The organism is Gammaproteobacteria bacterium, assembly GCA_016705365.1.
GTDB lineage: Bacteria > Pseudomonadota > Gammaproteobacteria > Pseudomonadales > UBA5518 > UBA5518.
This window is the reverse complement of record JADIYI010000001.1, coordinates 13,210-29,613: the sequence shown is the minus strand read 5'-3', so window position 1 is coordinate 29,613 and position 16,404 is coordinate 13,210. Positions and strand designations below refer to the sequence as shown.

At 62.7% G+C, this 16,404-nt stretch carries 10 protein-coding genes and 4 pseudogenes; 10 read left to right on the top strand and 4 right to left on the bottom strand.

Annotation, left to right across the window (positions count from 1 at the left end):
- Window positions 1-95 precede the first annotated feature (95 nt).
- Both IPF49_00140 and IPF49_00135 read left to right on the top strand, forming a co-directional pair.
- Window positions 96-1,707: pseudogene (locus IPF49_00140) on the top strand (DNA alkylation response protein).
- A pseudogene (locus tag IPF49_00135) lies at window positions 1,601-3,794 on the top strand (SDR family oxidoreductase). The pseudogenes IPF49_00140 and IPF49_00135 overlap by 107 nt, the downstream one beginning before the upstream one ends.
- A 281-nt stretch (window positions 3,795-4,075) precedes the next feature.
- On the opposite strand, the pseudogene IPF49_00130 reads toward IPF49_00135, so the two are convergent.
- A pseudogene (locus IPF49_00130) lies at window positions 4,076-4,631 on the bottom strand (hypothetical protein).
- Between the two features lie 181 nt (window positions 4,632-4,812).
- Between IPF49_00130 and IPF49_00125 the strand changes: the two are divergent.
- The 7 genes and pseudogenes from IPF49_00125 (at window position 4,813) to IPF49_00095 (ending at window position 9,194) form a co-directional block, all read left to right on the top strand.
- Window positions 4,813-5,854 (top strand): annotated as a pseudogene (locus IPF49_00125) (fructose-bisphosphate aldolase class II).
- A 63-nt stretch (window positions 5,855-5,917) separates the two neighbouring features.
- Entirely contained in the window at window positions 5,918-6,685 is a 768-nt protein-coding gene (locus IPF49_00120; protein ID MBK6286054.1) for an alpha/beta fold hydrolase, read from the top strand.
- 204 nt (window positions 6,686-6,889) lie between these two features.
- Window positions 6,890-7,036, top strand: coding sequence for a hypothetical protein (locus tag IPF49_00115; GenBank protein ID MBK6286053.1), 147 nt, complete (start codon window positions 6,890-6,892; stop codon window positions 7,034-7,036).
- Between the two features lie 298 nt (window positions 7,037-7,334).
- On the top strand, window positions 7,335-7,493 hold the full coding sequence (locus IPF49_00110) for a hypothetical protein (protein ID MBK6286052.1): 159 nt from the start codon (window positions 7,335-7,337) through the stop codon (window positions 7,491-7,493).
- Window positions 7,490-8,332 (top strand): hypothetical protein, encoded by an 843-nt coding sequence (locus tag IPF49_00105; GenBank protein ID MBK6286051.1) that lies wholly within the window; start codon window positions 7,490-7,492, stop codon window positions 8,330-8,332. The genes IPF49_00110 and IPF49_00105 overlap by 4 nt, the downstream gene beginning before the upstream one ends.
- A gap of 18 nt (window positions 8,333-8,350) precedes the next feature.
- Window positions 8,351-8,896, top strand: a complete 546-nt coding sequence (locus IPF49_00100) for a sigma-70 family RNA polymerase sigma factor (GenBank protein MBK6286050.1) — start codon at window positions 8,351-8,353, stop codon at window positions 8,894-8,896.
- Window positions 8,889-9,194: a hypothetical protein gene (locus IPF49_00095; protein ID MBK6286049.1), complete on the top strand. Its 306-nt coding sequence runs from the start codon at window positions 8,889-8,891 to the stop codon at window positions 9,192-9,194. Before IPF49_00100 ends, IPF49_00095 begins: the two co-directional genes overlap by 8 nt.
- Before the next feature lie 53 nt (window positions 9,195-9,247).
- Here IPF49_00095 and IPF49_00090 read toward each other — a convergent pair whose 3' ends face one another.
- Window positions 9,248-11,122, bottom strand: coding sequence for a hypothetical protein (locus IPF49_00090; GenBank protein MBK6286048.1), 1,875 nt, complete (start codon window positions 11,120-11,122; stop codon window positions 9,248-9,250).
- The gene (locus IPF49_00085) at window positions 11,119-11,904 is read right to left on the bottom strand and encodes a hypothetical protein (GenBank protein MBK6286047.1); all 786 of its coding nucleotides are present in this window, start codon (window positions 11,902-11,904) and stop codon (window positions 11,119-11,121) included. Before IPF49_00085 ends, IPF49_00090 begins: the two co-directional genes overlap by 4 nt.
- A gap of 130 nt (window positions 11,905-12,034) precedes the next feature.
- Between IPF49_00085 and IPF49_00080 the strand changes: the two genes are divergently transcribed.
- Window positions 12,035-13,345, top strand: coding sequence for an aspartyl/asparaginyl beta-hydroxylase domain-containing protein (locus IPF49_00080; protein ID MBK6286046.1), 1,311 nt, complete (start codon window positions 12,035-12,037; stop codon window positions 13,343-13,345).
- A 139-nt stretch (window positions 13,346-13,484) separates the two neighbouring features.
- Here IPF49_00080 and IPF49_00075 read toward each other — a convergent pair whose 3' ends face one another.
- Window positions 13,485-16,259 (bottom strand): TonB-dependent receptor, encoded by a 2,775-nt coding sequence (locus IPF49_00075; GenBank protein ID MBK6286045.1) that lies wholly within the window; start codon window positions 16,257-16,259, stop codon window positions 13,485-13,487.
- Window positions 16,260-16,404: the final 145 nt, after the last annotated feature.

The following is a 16,404-nucleotide window of genomic DNA, read 5'->3' as shown; positions in this document are numbered from 1 at the left end:
GTGCGGTTGCGGGTGCGCAACAGGAGAGCAAGCCATGAAAGGACAACGCCGCCCCGTCCGCGGGCGAAACCCATGAGGTATTCAACCAGCCTGCGCTGGAGCCCTTCGATGCCTGGTCGAGCGGCCAAACCAGGCTGCGCGAGGCGGTGGTGCGCGGGTTGCGGCGGGTGGGCGAGCACCTGTCATCGCGGCCTACAGCACTGGCCGGAGGTGAGCTGTTCGAGGCCGGGTTCCTCGCCGAGCGCTACCTGCCGCAGTACCACCTTCGCACGATCGCCATGGGCGGCGTGTGAGCCTGATCGAGTTTCACCCGGCCTACCATCGTTCTGATGAAAGGCGCGATCGAAGCCGGGCTGCCGAGCCTGCCGTGGGCGCAGCCGCGGCCGGGCGCACGTGGCGCGCGCGGCGTCAGAATACCTGCACAACCAGGCCGATTCCGGCAGGGGATGTCCGCTGATTACGACCTTTCAAGTGTCGGCGCCGGCGCTGCGTTTGGCAGCCGGATATTGCCGCCGACTGGTTCAGCCGCGCTCTGATGACGCGTCTACGACGGCTCCAAACCGGCCTTGGTACGAGAAACAGGGCGTTACGCTCGGCATGGCCCGGACCGAGAAGGCCAGGTGGCACGGATGCAGGCCCGGATCACCACGATGGCGCGGGCGCTGGGGGCAGCCATTCTTGGGCGGATATGCGCTGAACGGTCAGGGGTGGTTCTGTTTCGGCGCTCACGTGCGATGGTTTTCCTGGTGCTGGCGCAGAGCGGCGTGGGGCTGTCGTAGCTTCCTGATGCCGCGCTGGCATCCCCTGATGGCTTGAACGGCATCCATGTCCAGCGCCTGAAAAACAAGCTCGGCAACCGCTCCAATGCCTCCAGCGAGATCGAACTGCGATGCGCATGCCTGGATGATCGGCGGCGACGGCGCGGCGTGCCCACCATCATCGAGATGGTGATGATGACGCGTTTCGATTGCATCGTCGGTCCGGTGATCCCCTGATGCGCCAGGCACTGGCGCAGGCGCTGACCCACTGTGCCGGGCGCGCGGTGTCGGGCCGTCCGCTGGTGCTGCACGCGCTGATGCAGAACGTGCTCGCCGATCTCGCGCTCGAAAGCGAAGCCGCGTTGGTACTCGCGCCGCGCATCGCCCGGCGCCTCGACGAGGCTGCAACCGACGAGCGGGCGCGGCTCTTTGCGCGCATCGCGACGGTCGTGGCAAAATCTGGTTTGCAGGCGCGCGCCGGCGCATACCAAATAGGCGGCTGAGTGTCTTGCCGGTGCGGGTTATGTCGATGAGCCGATCCTGCCGCGCCCCCATCGGGCGAGGCGCCGGTCAACTCCACCTGGGAGGGCAGTGGCAACGTGCAGTGCGTCGACGATGTTGTGTGACGTCGCGCGCGAGCCTCGGGCGCTGGAGTGTTTGGGCCGTGAACTCGATGCGGGGCGCGGCTCGATGCAGCCTCGCGGCTTTTGTGAACGATCTTGCGGCATGATCTCGAGAGAGGAGCGAACAGCGTGAGTACCGCGCCCGCACACTGGTCGGGCGCACGGCGCTCGCGTTGCAGGCGGCGTTGCTGCTCGAATCCGGAAATGCCATTGTTGCGGATGCGTTCTGCGCGGCGCGCCTCGGAACAGCCTGTGGTCTGGTTTACGGCGAATTGCTTACGAGTGTCGACTGTGCGGCGATCATTGCGCGTGCAAGCCCGACTTAGCGGAGAACGACATGGCAATTATTTCGTCACCGGCGGCACCGGTTTCACCGGCCGTTTCCTGATTCCGGAAACCGCTGGACCGTGGCGGCAGGTCTATGTGCTGACGCGAGCAATCGCCCGGCAAGATCGAGCAACTGCGCGCTGTGGGGTGTCGGCGAATCGCAGCCGGTAGCCATCAGTGTTGACCTCGCCCGCCCGCGCCTCGGGCTGAAACGGGCGCAGATCGCCGCCCTGAAGGGCAAGATCGATTATTTCGTGCATCTTGCCGCGATCTACGATCTGAAGGCGACGCCGAATCGCAGATCGAAGCCAACGTGGGCGGTTACCCGGTCACGTGTGTCCTGTGCCAGGAGTTTCGCGGCGCGTTGCTTTCACCATGTCAGCTTGGATTGCCGCGGCGGGTCTCAGCAGGGGCGACGTTACCGAGGACATGTCCGGCAGGAAGCGACCGGCCTGGATCATCCCTATTACCGTACCGGGCACGATCCGAAGGGCTGGTGCGCCGCGAAAAAGGGCCGCGCTGGCGGATCTACCGTCCGGGCATCGTGGTCGGCGACTCCTCCACCGGCGAGATGGACAAGATCGACGGCCCTCTTTATTTCTTCCGGCCATACGCGGTATCAGCCATACGCTGCCGGGCTGGTTGCGCGCGATCGGGGGTGCAGGGCGGGCATCCCAATATCGTCCCGGTGGACGACGTGGTCGAGCCAGCGATTACCTGATGCACCTCAGGGGGGCATGACGACGAGACTTTTTCCCTGACCGGACGACGATGGCATTTCGGTAGGGGACCCGATTCGCGTGCCGTTGAAAGCCGCGCACGGTCCGCTCAGTGTGTTGCGCAGCGGCGCGCCCGACAAGTTGCTGGGACAAGTACCGATCGATCGCCTGGTGAGCGTGGGGCCGCTACGAGCGCTCGGCGCGGTGCTCGGGCAATACGGCATTCCGGCCGAGTCGATGAAATTCGTTGGCTTACCCGACCCGCTTCTGACTCTAGTAAAACCCGCGGCCTGGGTGGACAAGGCCGGCATCGAGTGCCCCCGCTTGAGGACCATGCGGATGTGCTCTGGGAATACTGGTCAGCCAACATGGACGGGGCCGGCGCGAAGCGACGGGACAGAGTCCCGGTTTGGGTGCGCGCGGTGGAAAGTGCTGCCGGGCGCCTTGCAGCCCGCGCCGGCTTGGTGCGGCGATCAAGGGCAAGGTCGTGGTGGTGACCGGGGCCAGTTCCGGAATCGGCAGGGATTGGGCGCTCAAGTTCGCCGAGGCCGGAGCCATCGTGATATTTGCCGCGCGCACCCCCGGGAGGCTCCGGAGGAAACCATCGCCGATATCCGCCAATTCGGTGGCGAAGGCCATGCGTACGCCCGTGATATCGCCGACCTGGCCGACCGCGACCGGTTGGTCGACACGGTGCTGGAGAATCACGGTCAGGTGGATATCCTGATCAACAACGCCGGGGCGTTCCATCCGGCGCCCGGTGCAACACTCCTTCGACGCTTTCATGATTAGCGAACGTACCATGCAGTTCAACTATTTCGGCGCGTTGCGCCTGATCATGGGCTTCGCGCCGCGCATGCTGGAGCGCAGCAGCGGTCACATCATCAATATTTCCTCGATCGGAGTGCTCGCCAGCCCGCCACGCTTCTCGGCGTATGTGGCATCAAAAGCCGCGCTGGACGCATTTTCCTGGTGCGCGGCGGCGGAGTTCGCCGACCGCAACGTACGCTTCATGACCATCAACATGCCCCCGGTGCGAACGCCGATGATCGCGCCCACGAAGCTCTACGATGTGTTCCTCGACGCTGTCACCCGGAAAGCAGGCAGCCGACCTTGGTGATGAAGGTAATCATCGATAAGCCGGAAGCGGGTTGCGACAGGCCCGGGCTGGCCGGGGTCCGTTGCCCAGGCGATCGCGCCGCAGATGAGCGGAATTTGTGCTCAACCAGGCTTATCGCTTGTTCCCGGATTCCGCCGCCGCACGTGGCTTGCCGGATGCCGAGGCCAAGAAGGAGGCAGAAGAAGCTGCCGACTGTCTGGCCGACCTGGCGCGCAAGATGTCTGCCCAGGTGTTCAGCGGAGTCTGGGTAGGGAAAAGGGGAAAAAGGGGGACCGGAAAAGGGGACAGAGGGAAAGGAGTTAAATCGGGGAAAGGGGAGCAGATTATTCTTTCAAAGGAAAAACAACTAGGAAAAAGGGGACAGATTTATTTTCAAAGGAAAATAATCCAGTGGAAAAGGGATGATCTCAGGGAAAAAGGGGACAGATTTATTTTTTCAAAGGAAAATAAATCTGTCCCCTTTCCAAGGAAAATAAATCTGTCCCTTTTCCCTTTCCGTCGTCCCCTTTTCCGCTTTTCCGCTGACTATCAGTTCAGGTCGGCGTCTTTCCAGAATTTGGTGCCTGGATCATCGCCTGCAAGGTGAGACCCGACTCGGTCATCTGGTAGATCTTGATTCCATCCAGTACCAGTTCTCTCGCCCACTGCCGCACCCTGGGTATTGGCTTTGTCGCGGCGTCGGCGTTGCCGCCGATATTGAGACCCTGTTCGATGAAGCGCTCCCATGATATGGCGCTTGAGAAGACGTGGACCGCGCGGTAGTCCTGACGCCGGCGCCGAGACCACTACCCAGTGCACCCATCCCCATGTAGGTATGGGCGCCACTCACGTTATCCACCACCACGCCGCAAGCCCCGCCGACCGAGGCAAAAATCACGGCCGCGTTCCAGCTCGAAAAATACCGCATAACCGGTCGCGCTCTTGATCTCGTTGGCGGCCCCGGGGTATTTCTTGTAAAGATCCGTCAGCACTTCCTTGCGCATGTTCTCCTCCACATTGCGCCGCTTGTCTTCCTTGGTCTGGCCAGCAGCATGCAGCCGCTCAGCAACACTGCCACGGCGAGCATAACGGTAACGATTCTCATGGGGTTTCCTCGGAATAGGGGCTCGGCGGCATTGTAGACGCAATGCCGCCGCCAGCAAAACAGTGGCGATGACAGAGACGGGCGGCTGCATTAGACTCGCGCGCTGACCGAACGCCATGGAGAGCCCTGTTTCGAGGACGCAATCATGGCTGCCAGGACCGCCACACGCCGAGGATTCGCGATGTCATTGATCAGCATGAGACAGTTGCTCGACCACGCCGCCGAGTTCGGGTACGGGGTGCCGGCTTTCAATGTCAACAACCTCGAGCAGATGCGCGCGATCATGGAGGCCGCGGACGAGACCGCCAGTCCGGTGATCGTGCAGGCCTCGGCGGGCGCGCGCAAATATGCCGGTTCCAATTTTCTCAGGCACCTCATGCTCGCGGCGATCGAGGAGTTTCCGCACATTCCGGTCGTGATGCACCAGGATCACGGCGTGTCTGCGGCAGTGTGCCAGCGCTCCATCCAGCTCGGTTTCAGCTCGGTGATGATGGATGGCCCCCACCGATTACGATTACAACGTGCGCGTGACGCGGCAGGTGGTCGAGATGGCGCATGCCTGCGGTGTGTCGGTGGAGGGCGAGATCGGTTGCCTGGGCTCGCTGGAAACAGGCCTTGCCGGGGAAGAAGACGGCATCGGTGCGCAAGGCCAGCTGAGCCACGAGCAGATGCTGACCGATCCCGACGAGGCGGCGCGCTTCGTGCGCGATACCGGTGTCGATGCCCTGGCCATTGCGATCGGCACCAGTCACGGCGCCTACAAGTTCTCGCGCAAGCCGACCGGCGACGTCCTGGCGATCGGGCGCATACGCGACATCCACGCGCGCATTCCCGATACCCACCTGGTGATGCACGGCTCGTCCTCGGTGCCGCAGGACTGGCTGGCGGTGATCAACGAGTTCGGCGGAGAGATACCCGAAACCTATGGTGTGCCGCTCGCGGAAATACAGGAAGGCATTCGCCACGGGGTGCGCAAGATCAACATCGATACCGATCTGCGACTTGCCTCGACCGGAGCGATCAGGCGTTTCATGGCTCGCAACAAGTCCGAGTTCGATCCGCGCAAGTATCTCCAGGAAACGATCAAGGCCATGAAGGCGATCTGCCGCGAGCGCTACGAGGCTTTCGGTGCCGCGGGGCAGGCCGATGCGATCAAGGGCGTGTCGCTCGAGGAAATGTATCGGCGTTACGCCAGTGGCGCGCTGACGCAGAAAGTGAGCTGAGCGAGCGATGGCCAGCGCCCCTCCGGCGGCAGCCGTCATGGTCCGCGGATTTTCGATCCGCAAGTGACGCGCGCCGGGCTGCGGACGCTCGCGTTCAGCGGCCTCAGCGTGGCGAGTGCCGCGGAACACGATTATTTCGCGTTTTACGGTATCGATTTTGCGAACCGGATTGCGGGTGAATCACCATTTCGGGCTCACCGAGGCAGCGGGCTTCCGCATCGCCTGTCATTACTACCAGCTGCCGAAGGCGCGCGGAACCCGCATTTTGCTGCACGGCTATTCGATCACGCGGGCCTCTATGGTCACCTGATCGAACATTGCCTGAACAGCGGGCGCAATGTGCTGATATGGGATCTGCCCGGTCACGGCCTGTCATCGGGGCCGCAGGCCAGCATCCACAGCTTCGAGGATTACACCGACGTGCTGGAGGCCATGCTCGAGTTGCATGGCGCGGAGTTGCCGCGACCGCTCTGGGCGATCGGCCAGAGCACGGGCGGCGCAATCCTGATGAGCTGGGCGTTCCGCAAATGCCGTTCACCGGCCGCATGCCCGTTCGAGCGCATGATGCTGCTGGCGCCATTGGTGCGTCCCGCGAGGTGGCACCGGGTGAAATTGCTGCACACCCTGTTGCATCGGGTGCGCAACAATCTCGGGCGCAGTTTCGTGCGCAATTCCAGTGACGACGAATTCCTGGATTTCGTACGGGTCGATCCGTTGCAAAGTCGTATCCTGTCGATCCGCTGGGTCAGCGCGATGCGCCAGTGGATCCGGCGAGTTCGTCGGTCATGCCGCGACCGGCTACGCGCCACTGGTGGTGCAGGGAACGGCTGATGACACGGTCGACTGGAGATGGAACCTGCCGATGATCAGGCAAAAGTTCCCGCGCGCCGACATTCGCATGGTGGACGGGGCGGGCCATCATCTGGTCAACGAGTCGCGCGAGCTGCGCGCCGAGGTGTTCGCGGCACTGGCGCTCGACTGAGGCCAAAGCCGGCAATACGCGGCTTACGTCAGGCCTTCGGACACTCCTTCTGCTTGCGGCGCGGCCTCGTATACCTGCTGGGGGGCGACAACAACCGCGCCCGTGCCGACCTGTACCGGCTCGAGGAGCCGAGCGAGCACGATGTGTTCGAGCGCAATGATCACAACAAGCTGCAACTGCTGCCCCGAGAGTCCGGATGACCCGGCGTTCCGGAGCATTATTTTTCGCGGCGGGTGAATCCATCGTGCCGGCGTTCACGTCTATATCAGCAAGCAGGTGAATTGATGGATGGCAGACGTGGAAAAATATCTGTTGTTGCTGGGATTTCAATTGACGCAGACCGCCTTTCTCGGCGCGATCGACGGTTCCGCCTGGCGTGCGCTCGCTGAGCGAGGATTGCCGGTGCGCTGCGCGATCTCGATCCGGATGCGTTCCGGCTGCTGTTCCAGACGCTGATCTCCGGCACCTGGATCGGACGTATCGCGGATCTTGGGCGACATGGCGCTCGCGATGGCGCGGGGCGCCGAGGGCCTGCCGCTCGCGCTGATCGCGCTGCAATGGGTAGCTGTAGTGTTGTGGCTGGCCGCCGAGCGGATGGTGTTCGAGCGCCGCTTGCGGCGCATTGCGGAGTGCGACAGAGGTCCGGATCGCGGATGAATTTCGTTTACACAGGAGACAAGACGATGAACAACTCGTTGCGCCGGATTGCTGCCGGGCTGCTGCTGTCATGGGTGATCCTGCCGGGATGGGCGCAGGAGGCAAGCGAGGAGGCAGTGGTGCCGGAACTGCCGTCGGCATCGGCGCCGGCGAGCACCGATGCCGAATCCGCCAAGAGCGCTTCCTTCCGTCTGCAATTCGGCGGCGACGAGGATGATGCCGGTGCGGCGTCCAAAGCTCGTGGCATCACGATTACCGTGGACGCCGATGATGAGGAATCGAGCCCGGCGGACAGGGAAGTGGAGCGCGTGATCGGCAAACTCGAAGCGGCACTCGGGCGCCTTCCGGAAAGCATCCGCAGCGAGCTCGATGACGAGGATATGAGCGAGTTGCGTGCGGCGATCAGGGACATCGAGGGGCTCAAGCAAGGGCGCACCGTCGTGCACAAGGCGGAATCCGGATTCGATTCCGAGATCATTCCCGCAGTGCTCGCGATCGTGCTGTTGTTCGGCGGGCCGGTGCTGATCGTGACGATCATCAGTTTCAACAACCGTCGCAAGCGCCAGCTGGTACACCAGACCATCGACAAGATCATCGAACAGGGACGCGATGTACCGGTGGAACTGCTCGACGCGCTCGACAAGGGCAAGAACGGCAAGAGCGCACTGGCGCGTGGCACGGTGAATATCGCGATCGGGGTGGCCGTCTGTGTCTGGCTCTACCTGGTGTCGGGCATCGATGTGGCGAGCATCGGCCTGATACCCCTGTGCATCGGTATCGCGCAGATCGTGGTATGGAAGATCGAGAAGCCGAACGTCGGCAGCTCCGCGGTAGCCTGACTCCGGAACTGCCGGCCGGTGGAATCGAGCGATGAGGAGCTGGTCGCGCGTGCGGCGGGGCATGACGGTCGTCATGCCTTTGCGATGCTGGTCGCGCGTCACCAGTCGGACGTCCGCAATTCGCTGCGCCGGTTCACGCGTGGCAATATCGCGCTGGCCGATGACCTTGCCCAGGAAACCTTCATCAGGGCGTATCGTTCGATCGCCAGCTTCAGGCGCGACAGCAGCTTTCGCAGCTGGATCTATCGCATCGCCTATCGCTGCTTTCTCGACGAGCTGCGCCGCAACGAGCCCGCGACCGAGGAGATCGGCGATCAGCATCCGAGCGCAGGCGAAGACCATGAGGCGCGCGAGTTCATGGATCATTTCGATGCGGCGATGCGCCAGCTCAGCCAGGCGCAGCGTGATGCGGTACACTTTTCGCTTCAGCGCGGGTTTTCACACCCGGAAATCGCGGACATCATGGCAATGCCCGTGGGGACCGTCAAAACACATGTACTGAGAGGCCGCCAGAAGCTGCAGGAAATCCTCAGCGACTGGCAGGGGGGGTTCAGCAATGAATGAAGACTGGCTGGAACGTGCGCTGGCAGGCGCGGCGGAGCCTCATATTGACGATGACGGCTTCACTCTGCGCGTGATGCGGGCATTGCCACCGGCACCCCGTCAGGCGGGTTCGCGTTCCGACTGGATCCTGGTCACGGGAGCTGCGACGGGATCGGCCGTGGCCGCGAGCCAGTTTCCGCTCGCTCCCTTTGTGAACCTGCTGCTGCGGTCCGCACAGGTCCCCTGGCTCGTCGGCATCATGGTGCTCGGCCTCATGGCTGTAGCATTGGTTGCCGAACCGCTGCGTCGCGTCCTGTGAGCGCGCTTCAGGGCCTGATCTGTAGTTCTGCATCCCGGATGGCCATGCACCGGTCATTGTCTTCGAGCGCAACGACAAGTCCGTCGTGCGTCAGTTTGCCGAGCGGTGCGGAAGAGGCAAGGGCTGCCGCGAGCAGCTGCGCGCTTGCGGTGTCGCACAGTACCGGGAAGAGCCGCACATAATCCGCCATGAAGTACTCCGAGCGCGTGCTGTCGAGCAGCGCCAGCGCAGCCAGGATGCGAGCGGCAAATACCCGTTGCAGTGCCATCTGCGAGGGCGGGAAAAGATGGTTCATGATGGCGGGCGAAGCTGCCGTATTGTCCGCTTGCCCGCCGATCAGCCGCTCGAGCATCGCGCCTTTCAGGGGCAGCTCCGGTAGTGCTGCCTGTACTCCGAGCCAGGCAAGCTCTCCGCTGGACGACGGATCGCGCGCGCGCTCGGCTTGCGCCAGCTGCAATGCACCGGGGTAGCCGCCTGCCGCGAGATAGCCGAGCAGCGTCCAGCGGCGTGGCTGATCGAGGCTCCAGCCGAGCGTTCCCGATCCTCGCCCAGTAGTCGCGCCCAGGATCGTCGAGATCCTCGTCGCCTCCGGCGATGCGCAGATAATGATCCAGCCAGATTTTCTGGCTGTCGCTGGCCGGTGCGGCGGTCAGCACCTCCCACCACGCATCGCGCCGCAGTTGCTGCATCAGTTCGGGGACCGCCACCGGCAGACCGCCGGCGGCACCGATCCGAAGAGCGAGGTCGAAGGCGGCCGCTATACGGTAATGGATGGACGCCAGGGTGCGCGGATCATGCTCTGCCGCCTCGAACTGCAGTGCGAGTTGCAGAAAGTCCGGCAGCGCGAGGGTGCCGTCCTCGACCATATGCCATAGCGTCTGCCAGATCATGTTACGCATCAGCGGATCGTCGAACTGCATGAGATTGCGTTGCAGGAAGTCGAGATCGGCCGGGCCGAGGCCGAGGCGGGCAAAGGCCCAGTCCTGGTGGTTGGGCCAGACGAAATCGGGGCAGGCGATCTGTCCGGGTATGGAAACCGCGGTGCTGGCGCCCGCTACAACCGTGTCGATCACCTGGTAAGGGCTGCCGTCGCCCTCGCGATACAGCGCCACCTCCAGGCGCTGCGAGCGCAACTGCGGACGGGCCGCGGGAGCGCTCTGCAGCAGGGTCAGGGATTGCAGTTGGCCGGCTGTGCATTGCACCGTGGCGCGGACGGTATTGGTGCCTGCTGCGAGCAACCATTCGCGTGTCCAGGCATCGAGGTTGCGTCCGCTTGCCTGCGCCAGCGCGGCCACGAAATCCTCGAGCCGGGCGTTGCGCCAGGCACGTTCCCGCAGATACGCGCTGACGCCGCTGCGAAAGGCCTCCGGCCCGAGCAGGAAGTACAGCTGCTTGAGAATCGCGGCACCCTTGCCGTAGGAGATACCATCGAAGTTGGCGAAGGAACTGCGCGCGTCCGCCACCACCACCTCGATCGGGTGCGTGGTCGCGCGCGCATCGTCACGATAGGCCCAGGTTTTCTCGGAGGCGTAGAAGCTGTGCCAGGCGTCCCTGAACTCGGTGGCTTCGGCAAGGGCGAGGAATGCCATGAAATTGGCAAAACTCTCGTTCAGCCACAAGCCGTTCCACCACTGCATGGTCACCAAGTTGCCAAACCACATATGCGCCATCTCGTGCAGGATGGTGTTGGCGATGGTTTCGCGCGCGGTAGCGGTGAGTTGGCCGCGCCCGACCAGGTTTTCGTCGAAGACCACCGCGGCGACGTTTTCCATCGCGCCGGAGGCGTATTCCGGTACCAGGACCTGGTCATACTTGAGGAAGGGATAGGCAATGCCGAAGTAGTCTTCGAAGAATCCGAAGCCGGCGCGTGTCCAGCGGAACCAGTCATCGACCGGCACAGAACAGGCGTGACGGGATACGCGCTTCACGGTCCTCCCAGACCTGGTATTCGCCGGTATGCAGGCTGAACAGGTAGGTGCTGAAGCGGGCGCTCCGGGCAAAGGTCCAGCGGCGTGTCACCGGAATCGCTGACCCGGGTTTCCCGGGTAGCGCTGATCACCTGCCAGGAGGCCGGGACCTCCACGCCGAGTGTATAGCTGGCCTTGATATCGGGTTGGTCGAAGCAGGGAAAGGCACGATTCGCCGCGTAGGCTTCGAAATCGGTGTAGACATAGCTGCGCCCATCCTCGGGGTCGGTGAAGCGGAACAGTCCCGAGGATTCCGTGCTCCAGGGGTGGCGGTAACGGATGCGGACGTCGTTGCTTCCCGCACGCAGCGCCGCCGCGGGAACCGTTATGAAAAAACCGTTGTAATCGGCGGCCTTGAAAGATCCGCCGTTGACGGACATGGCTTCCACGGTGCCGCCGCCGAAGTCGATGGTGAGCGGTGCTCCGCGCGAGTTGAACCCGAAACGAATGATGACCTCACCACGGTATTCGGGCGAGCCGGCGTCGAGTTGCATATCGAGCTCATAGCTGACCTCGCTCAACTGCATTGCGCGCAGGCGCGCGCTGCTTTCGTCGAGCGTGTCGCTGGCCGGGCGCCCGGCCGCCGAACCGTGCAGTGTCGGCGTGCAGGCGGCACAGAACGCCAGCAGCAGCGCCGTGAGCGCTATCAGACGCATTCGGTTCACGCTGCCCGATTCCGGCGGGAACACCATGCGGATCGCGATCACGAACAGCAGGGTAAAAAAGGCGGACAGTGGATCCATGTTGTCAGTATGGCCGGTTTGCGGAAACTCGCGTAGCGGTCATGACTGTTTGCCTGTCGTGACATGGCGGTACAGACTCCATGCTGCAAGTGAGCCACAATCACGGTATCGGGACCAGAGTACTTTGGGCATGAATATCGATGATCTGTTGATCAATGCGCGCGGGCATGCACAGCAGCAGCAGTTCGATGCCGCAAACCGGCTTTATCAGGAAGCGCTGGAGCATGAATCCGCACCGGCACGGCTGGAAGCCGCGCGCTATTTCGCTGCCCGCGCTTTCGCGAACGATTCCGGGACAGAGGCCGTGCACTTTTGCCGGTTGGCATTGGAAATCGACGCCACGGCGAGCCAGGGATGGCTGAATCTGGGAGTCGCCTGCCGTGCGGCTGGTGATGACGCCGAGGCCTTGCGCGCTTTGCCCGAGGCGTTGCGGCTCGATGGCAACAACTACACTGCGGCGCTATGCCTTGGCGAGCTGCTCGAAGCCGGCGCCGATCACGATGGCGCGGCAATGGCTTATTTTCGTGCCATCCTGCAGGCCCAGGCCAGGGGCAGCTGGCGCAACCGTGAAACCACGCCGGCCTCGTTGTCCGCACGCATCGTGCACGCGATGGATTATGTCGACGCCGCGCGCGAGCGGATATTCACGCAGACACTGGCACCTCTGGTGGAGCGCTTTGGTGCCGGCGAGATGGAGCGCGTGCGCAAATGCCTGGCGATCTATCTCGGGAAAATCGCTGCGGACAGCGGCGATCCTCGCCAGCGTCCCAAGTTCCTGTATTTTCCCGATTTGCCGACCCGTCCCTACCTTGCGCGAGCGAGCTTTCCCTGGATCGAGGAACTGGAGGCCAGTACCGCCGCGATCCGTCAGGAGATGCTCGCGATGCTTGCGGCCGGTCGCGGCATCGAACCCTTTCACGAGTACGGACAGCTCCGCAGCCTGGTCAGCAGCGAGCTTGGAGAAGGCGGGTGGGACGCGTTTTTTTTCTACCGTCACGGCAAGCGATTCGACGAGAACTGCGCGCATTGCCCGGTGACATCCCGCAGCATCGACGCGTTGCCGCGTGCGCTGATCCGCGACCACGCACCGGAGATCCTGTTTTCCGTGCTGCGTCCGAAGGCACATATACTGCCGCATCGCGGCGTCACGAACGCGCGCGTAGTGGCGCATCTGCCATTGATTGTCCCGCCTGACTGCACACTCAACGTGATCGGCGATCCGCCCCATGTCTGGCGCGAAGGCGAGGTAATGGTTTTCGATGACACCTTCGAGCACGAGGCCTGGAACCGCAGTGACAACATGCGGGTGATACTGCTGATGGATCTGTGGAACCCCGCGCTCAGCGAGGCCGAACGAGCGGGGTTCAGCCAATTGGTCGAGACGATCGGTGATTTTCGCGTCGGCGGCGAAAATATTCTGGAGCGGCTTGCTGCGCCCTGAGTCAGCTCGCGACTCGTTCGTTGTTTGCCGGTCAGATTCTATTGGGAGACGACGCTCATGGCACCCAAAAAAAAGCCCCTCGCAGGGAGGGGCTTGTCGCAAGGGGCCATGGATTCCATGACCCGTGAACCACGTCGTATCAGAACTTCAGGGCCACGCGGGTGTAGTAGTAGCGCCCGGCCGTGTCGTAGTTGAAGTTGATCGTGTTCATGTCGCCGTTGTTGGAGACATAAGGCGGGTCCTCGTCGAACAGATTACGTACCCCGGCGGTAAACGTGACGTTTTTCCACTCGTAGTAGCCCTGGACATCATGATAGTCATAGTCGCCGATATCGCAGGACACCTGGGCACCTTTGCAGGTGGTGTCGACATCATCCACCCCGCTCCACCAGCGAACCGTGTAGCTGCCGCCCCAGTTGTTGCGGGAATAGGATGCGGTGAAGTTCATCTTCCATTCGGGGAAGGCGGCCGGAACGTCGCCCTGGTAGGGGTCGGTGCCGAAATAGCCCGATAGCTCGGTCGCCGGAATGCCCGGGCCAGAGGTGTATTCGTACGAATCCAGGTAGGTGCCGTACAGGCCGAGATTCAGCATGCCCTCGAATACGTTCTGGAATGTGTAGGTGGTCGAGAAATCCAGGCCCTGGGTCTCGAAGGTCGACAGGTTGCCGATCCGCAGGTCAGCGCCGGATATGTTGCTGATCACGTTGCGGCGCGGCGAGTTCGGGTTCGGATTTTCACCTACCGCGTCGGGACCGAGGATCAGCGCGCACAGCGGCGAGGAGAAATTGTCGCTGGTATAACAGCCCTGGACGATATCGTTGACACCGAGCGCGCCGATCGCGCCATCGATCTGGATATCGTACCAGTCGAGTGTTGCGGCGAAGCCTTCGAGGAAGCTCGGGGTCCAGATCACGCCATAGGTCTGCGTTTCGGACTCTTCCGGTTCGAGGTTCGGGTTGCCTCCGGACAGGCTGAATGCCTGGTCCGAAGAGGGGCTGAACGTCGGGGAAAGGCCGTCGGCGGCGCAATTGGCCCGAACCGTGGCATTGGTATTGGCGCCCCAGTTCTGACACGGCTCGCGATAGGATGCCGCGGTCTGGTTTTCCGGCGAAGCGATCTCGCCGATGTTCGGGGCGCGGAAACCTTCGGCATACGTGTAGCGTAGCCGCACATCCCTGATCGGTGCCCACTCCAGGGCATATTTCCACACAGTGCTGTCGTCTTCGAGATTGTCGTAATCGGAATTACGGGCGGAAATTTCCGCCGTCAGCACCTCGGCAAAGGGTACGCCCGAGAGGATCGGTATGCGCAATTCGCCGTACCACTCGTCCACCTCGTACTCTGCCTCGGTGTTCGCGCCCGCGTAGTTGTATACGTTGCCCGCCAGCACGTTGTCGTCATAGGAGAGGCTGCCTTCCTCGGAGCGGTGCTCGTAACCGATCGCCCATTGCGGCTTGCCGCCGGGCAGCTCGAGCCCGCCGAAATCGCCGGCAAGGTTGGTTTGCAGGATCCGCAGACGCGATTGGTCGGTGCTGAGCGGGTTCGCCAGTCCGTAGGCCTGCATTTCCTGGGTCAGGGTGTCACGCGAGAAGGGATCCCATACACCGGGGCAGGCAGGGTCCGCGGCGCACAGATCCGGATCGATCAGGATGTTCATCCGCTCCGGCATGCCACGGAACTTGTCCTGGGCGTTGTCCTTGTACTTCGAATAGTTGTAGGACAGATCCCACGACCAGCCGTTGTTGAACTCGCCGCGCAGGCCACTCAGTATGCGGTAGCTGTCGACATCCTGGACCGCGCGGCGACCGCCGGTCTCGACCAGGCGACGATAGACGTAGGCGGGTTCGCCGAACACGTTGCCGGGGTTGGTGACGGGCACTTCGGAGCCCCAGAACGTGGCTTCCGGCGCCAGCAGCTGGCTGGAGGTGCGGTTCGAGAACTGGGTCTCCACGAAGCCACTGACCGAGCCGGCCGCGCTGGATTCGATCAGGTCGTAGTTTGCCTGCCCGAAAACGCTGTACACCTCCTGCGGGGTCACCATCAGGCTCGCGGCAGCGAAGTTGAAGGCGTCCGTCTCGCCATCGAACACGCGAACCTGCCCGGTCACGGGATCCTTGATCAGGCCATCGCTGTAGCCATTGGATGCGACGAAGGCCGAGCCCGGGTAAGAGGCGACCGAGCCTCCGCAGTAGGTGTAGAGGTGGTCGTTGTCGTCCAGGCCTTCGCGTATCGGGCAAGCAGAAAAATCCCGGTCGCCTTGCCAGATCTCGTCGCGTCGCTGCCATTGTGCATTGACCAGCACGTTGCCGCGATCGAAGGATTTGCCGAAGGTGATGGCGGCGAGCTTTTGCTGGCCGTCGCCTTCGCCGGTCTCGTCGAACTGATACTCCAGCTCGACGCCGTCGAAGTCGGTCTTGGTGATCAGGTTGACCACGCCCGCGATCGCATCGGAACCGTAGGTCGTGGAGGCACCGTCACGCAATACCTCGACCCGCTCGATGACCGACGAGGGGATCAGGTTGAGATCGACGAAGCCGTTTACGCCCGCCGAGGACATGCGGTTGCCGTTCAGCAGCACCAGGGTCCGGTTGGGTCCGAGACCACGCAGGGATACCGTTGCCCACCCCGCTGTGCCGTTATTGATACCCGAGCCGAAATCGGCGCCGGATACGGATGGCAGGTTGACCAGGAATCGCTCCAGCGTCGTGTTGCCGGCCGCATCGAGTGCCGCTTCGTCGAACACCGAAATGGGGCTGATGCTGTCGATATCGCTGCGCTTGATACGCGAACCGGTAACGATGACCTCTTCCATGGTGCTGGCTGCTTCCTGGGCAAGCGCGGATGGACTGACGGTAGATACGATGGTTCCCACGGCCGTAGCGATAGATAGCGCAAGGCGTGATTTTTTGAACATAGGTTGCTCCCCTCATGTTGTTTGGTTAGGCACACGGCGATTCACGAAAATCGCGATTTGCGAACATGAGACGAGCGGGCTGCGGTTTCCCTCAATCGGCGGGCGTATATTCATGAAATTCTGAGAGGAGTTTGCCCGGCAAGCC

What these genes read in the sequence shown, in the direction of transcription:
- IPF49_00085 (MBK6286047.1), bottom strand. Translation starts at nt 11,904, where the DNA reads ATGGATCCACTGTCCGCCTTTTTTACCCTGCTGTTCGTGATCGCGATC.
- IPF49_00080 (MBK6286046.1), top strand. Translation starts at nt 12,035, where the DNA reads ATGAATATCGATGATCTGTTGATCAATGCGCGCGGGCATGCACAGCAG.
- IPF49_00095 (MBK6286049.1), top strand. Translation starts at nt 8,889, where the DNA reads ATGAATGAAGACTGGCTGGAACGTGCGCTGGCAGGCGCGGCGGAGCCT.
- IPF49_00075 (MBK6286045.1), bottom strand. Translation starts at nt 16,259, where the DNA reads ATGTTCAAAAAATCACGCCTTGCGCTATCTATCGCTACGGCCGTGGGA.
- IPF49_00110 (MBK6286052.1), top strand. Translation starts at nt 7,335, where the DNA reads ATGGCGCTCGCGATGGCGCGGGGCGCCGAGGGCCTGCCGCTCGCGCTG.
- IPF49_00105 (MBK6286051.1), top strand. Translation starts at nt 7,490, where the DNA reads ATGAATTTCGTTTACACAGGAGACAAGACGATGAACAACTCGTTGCGC.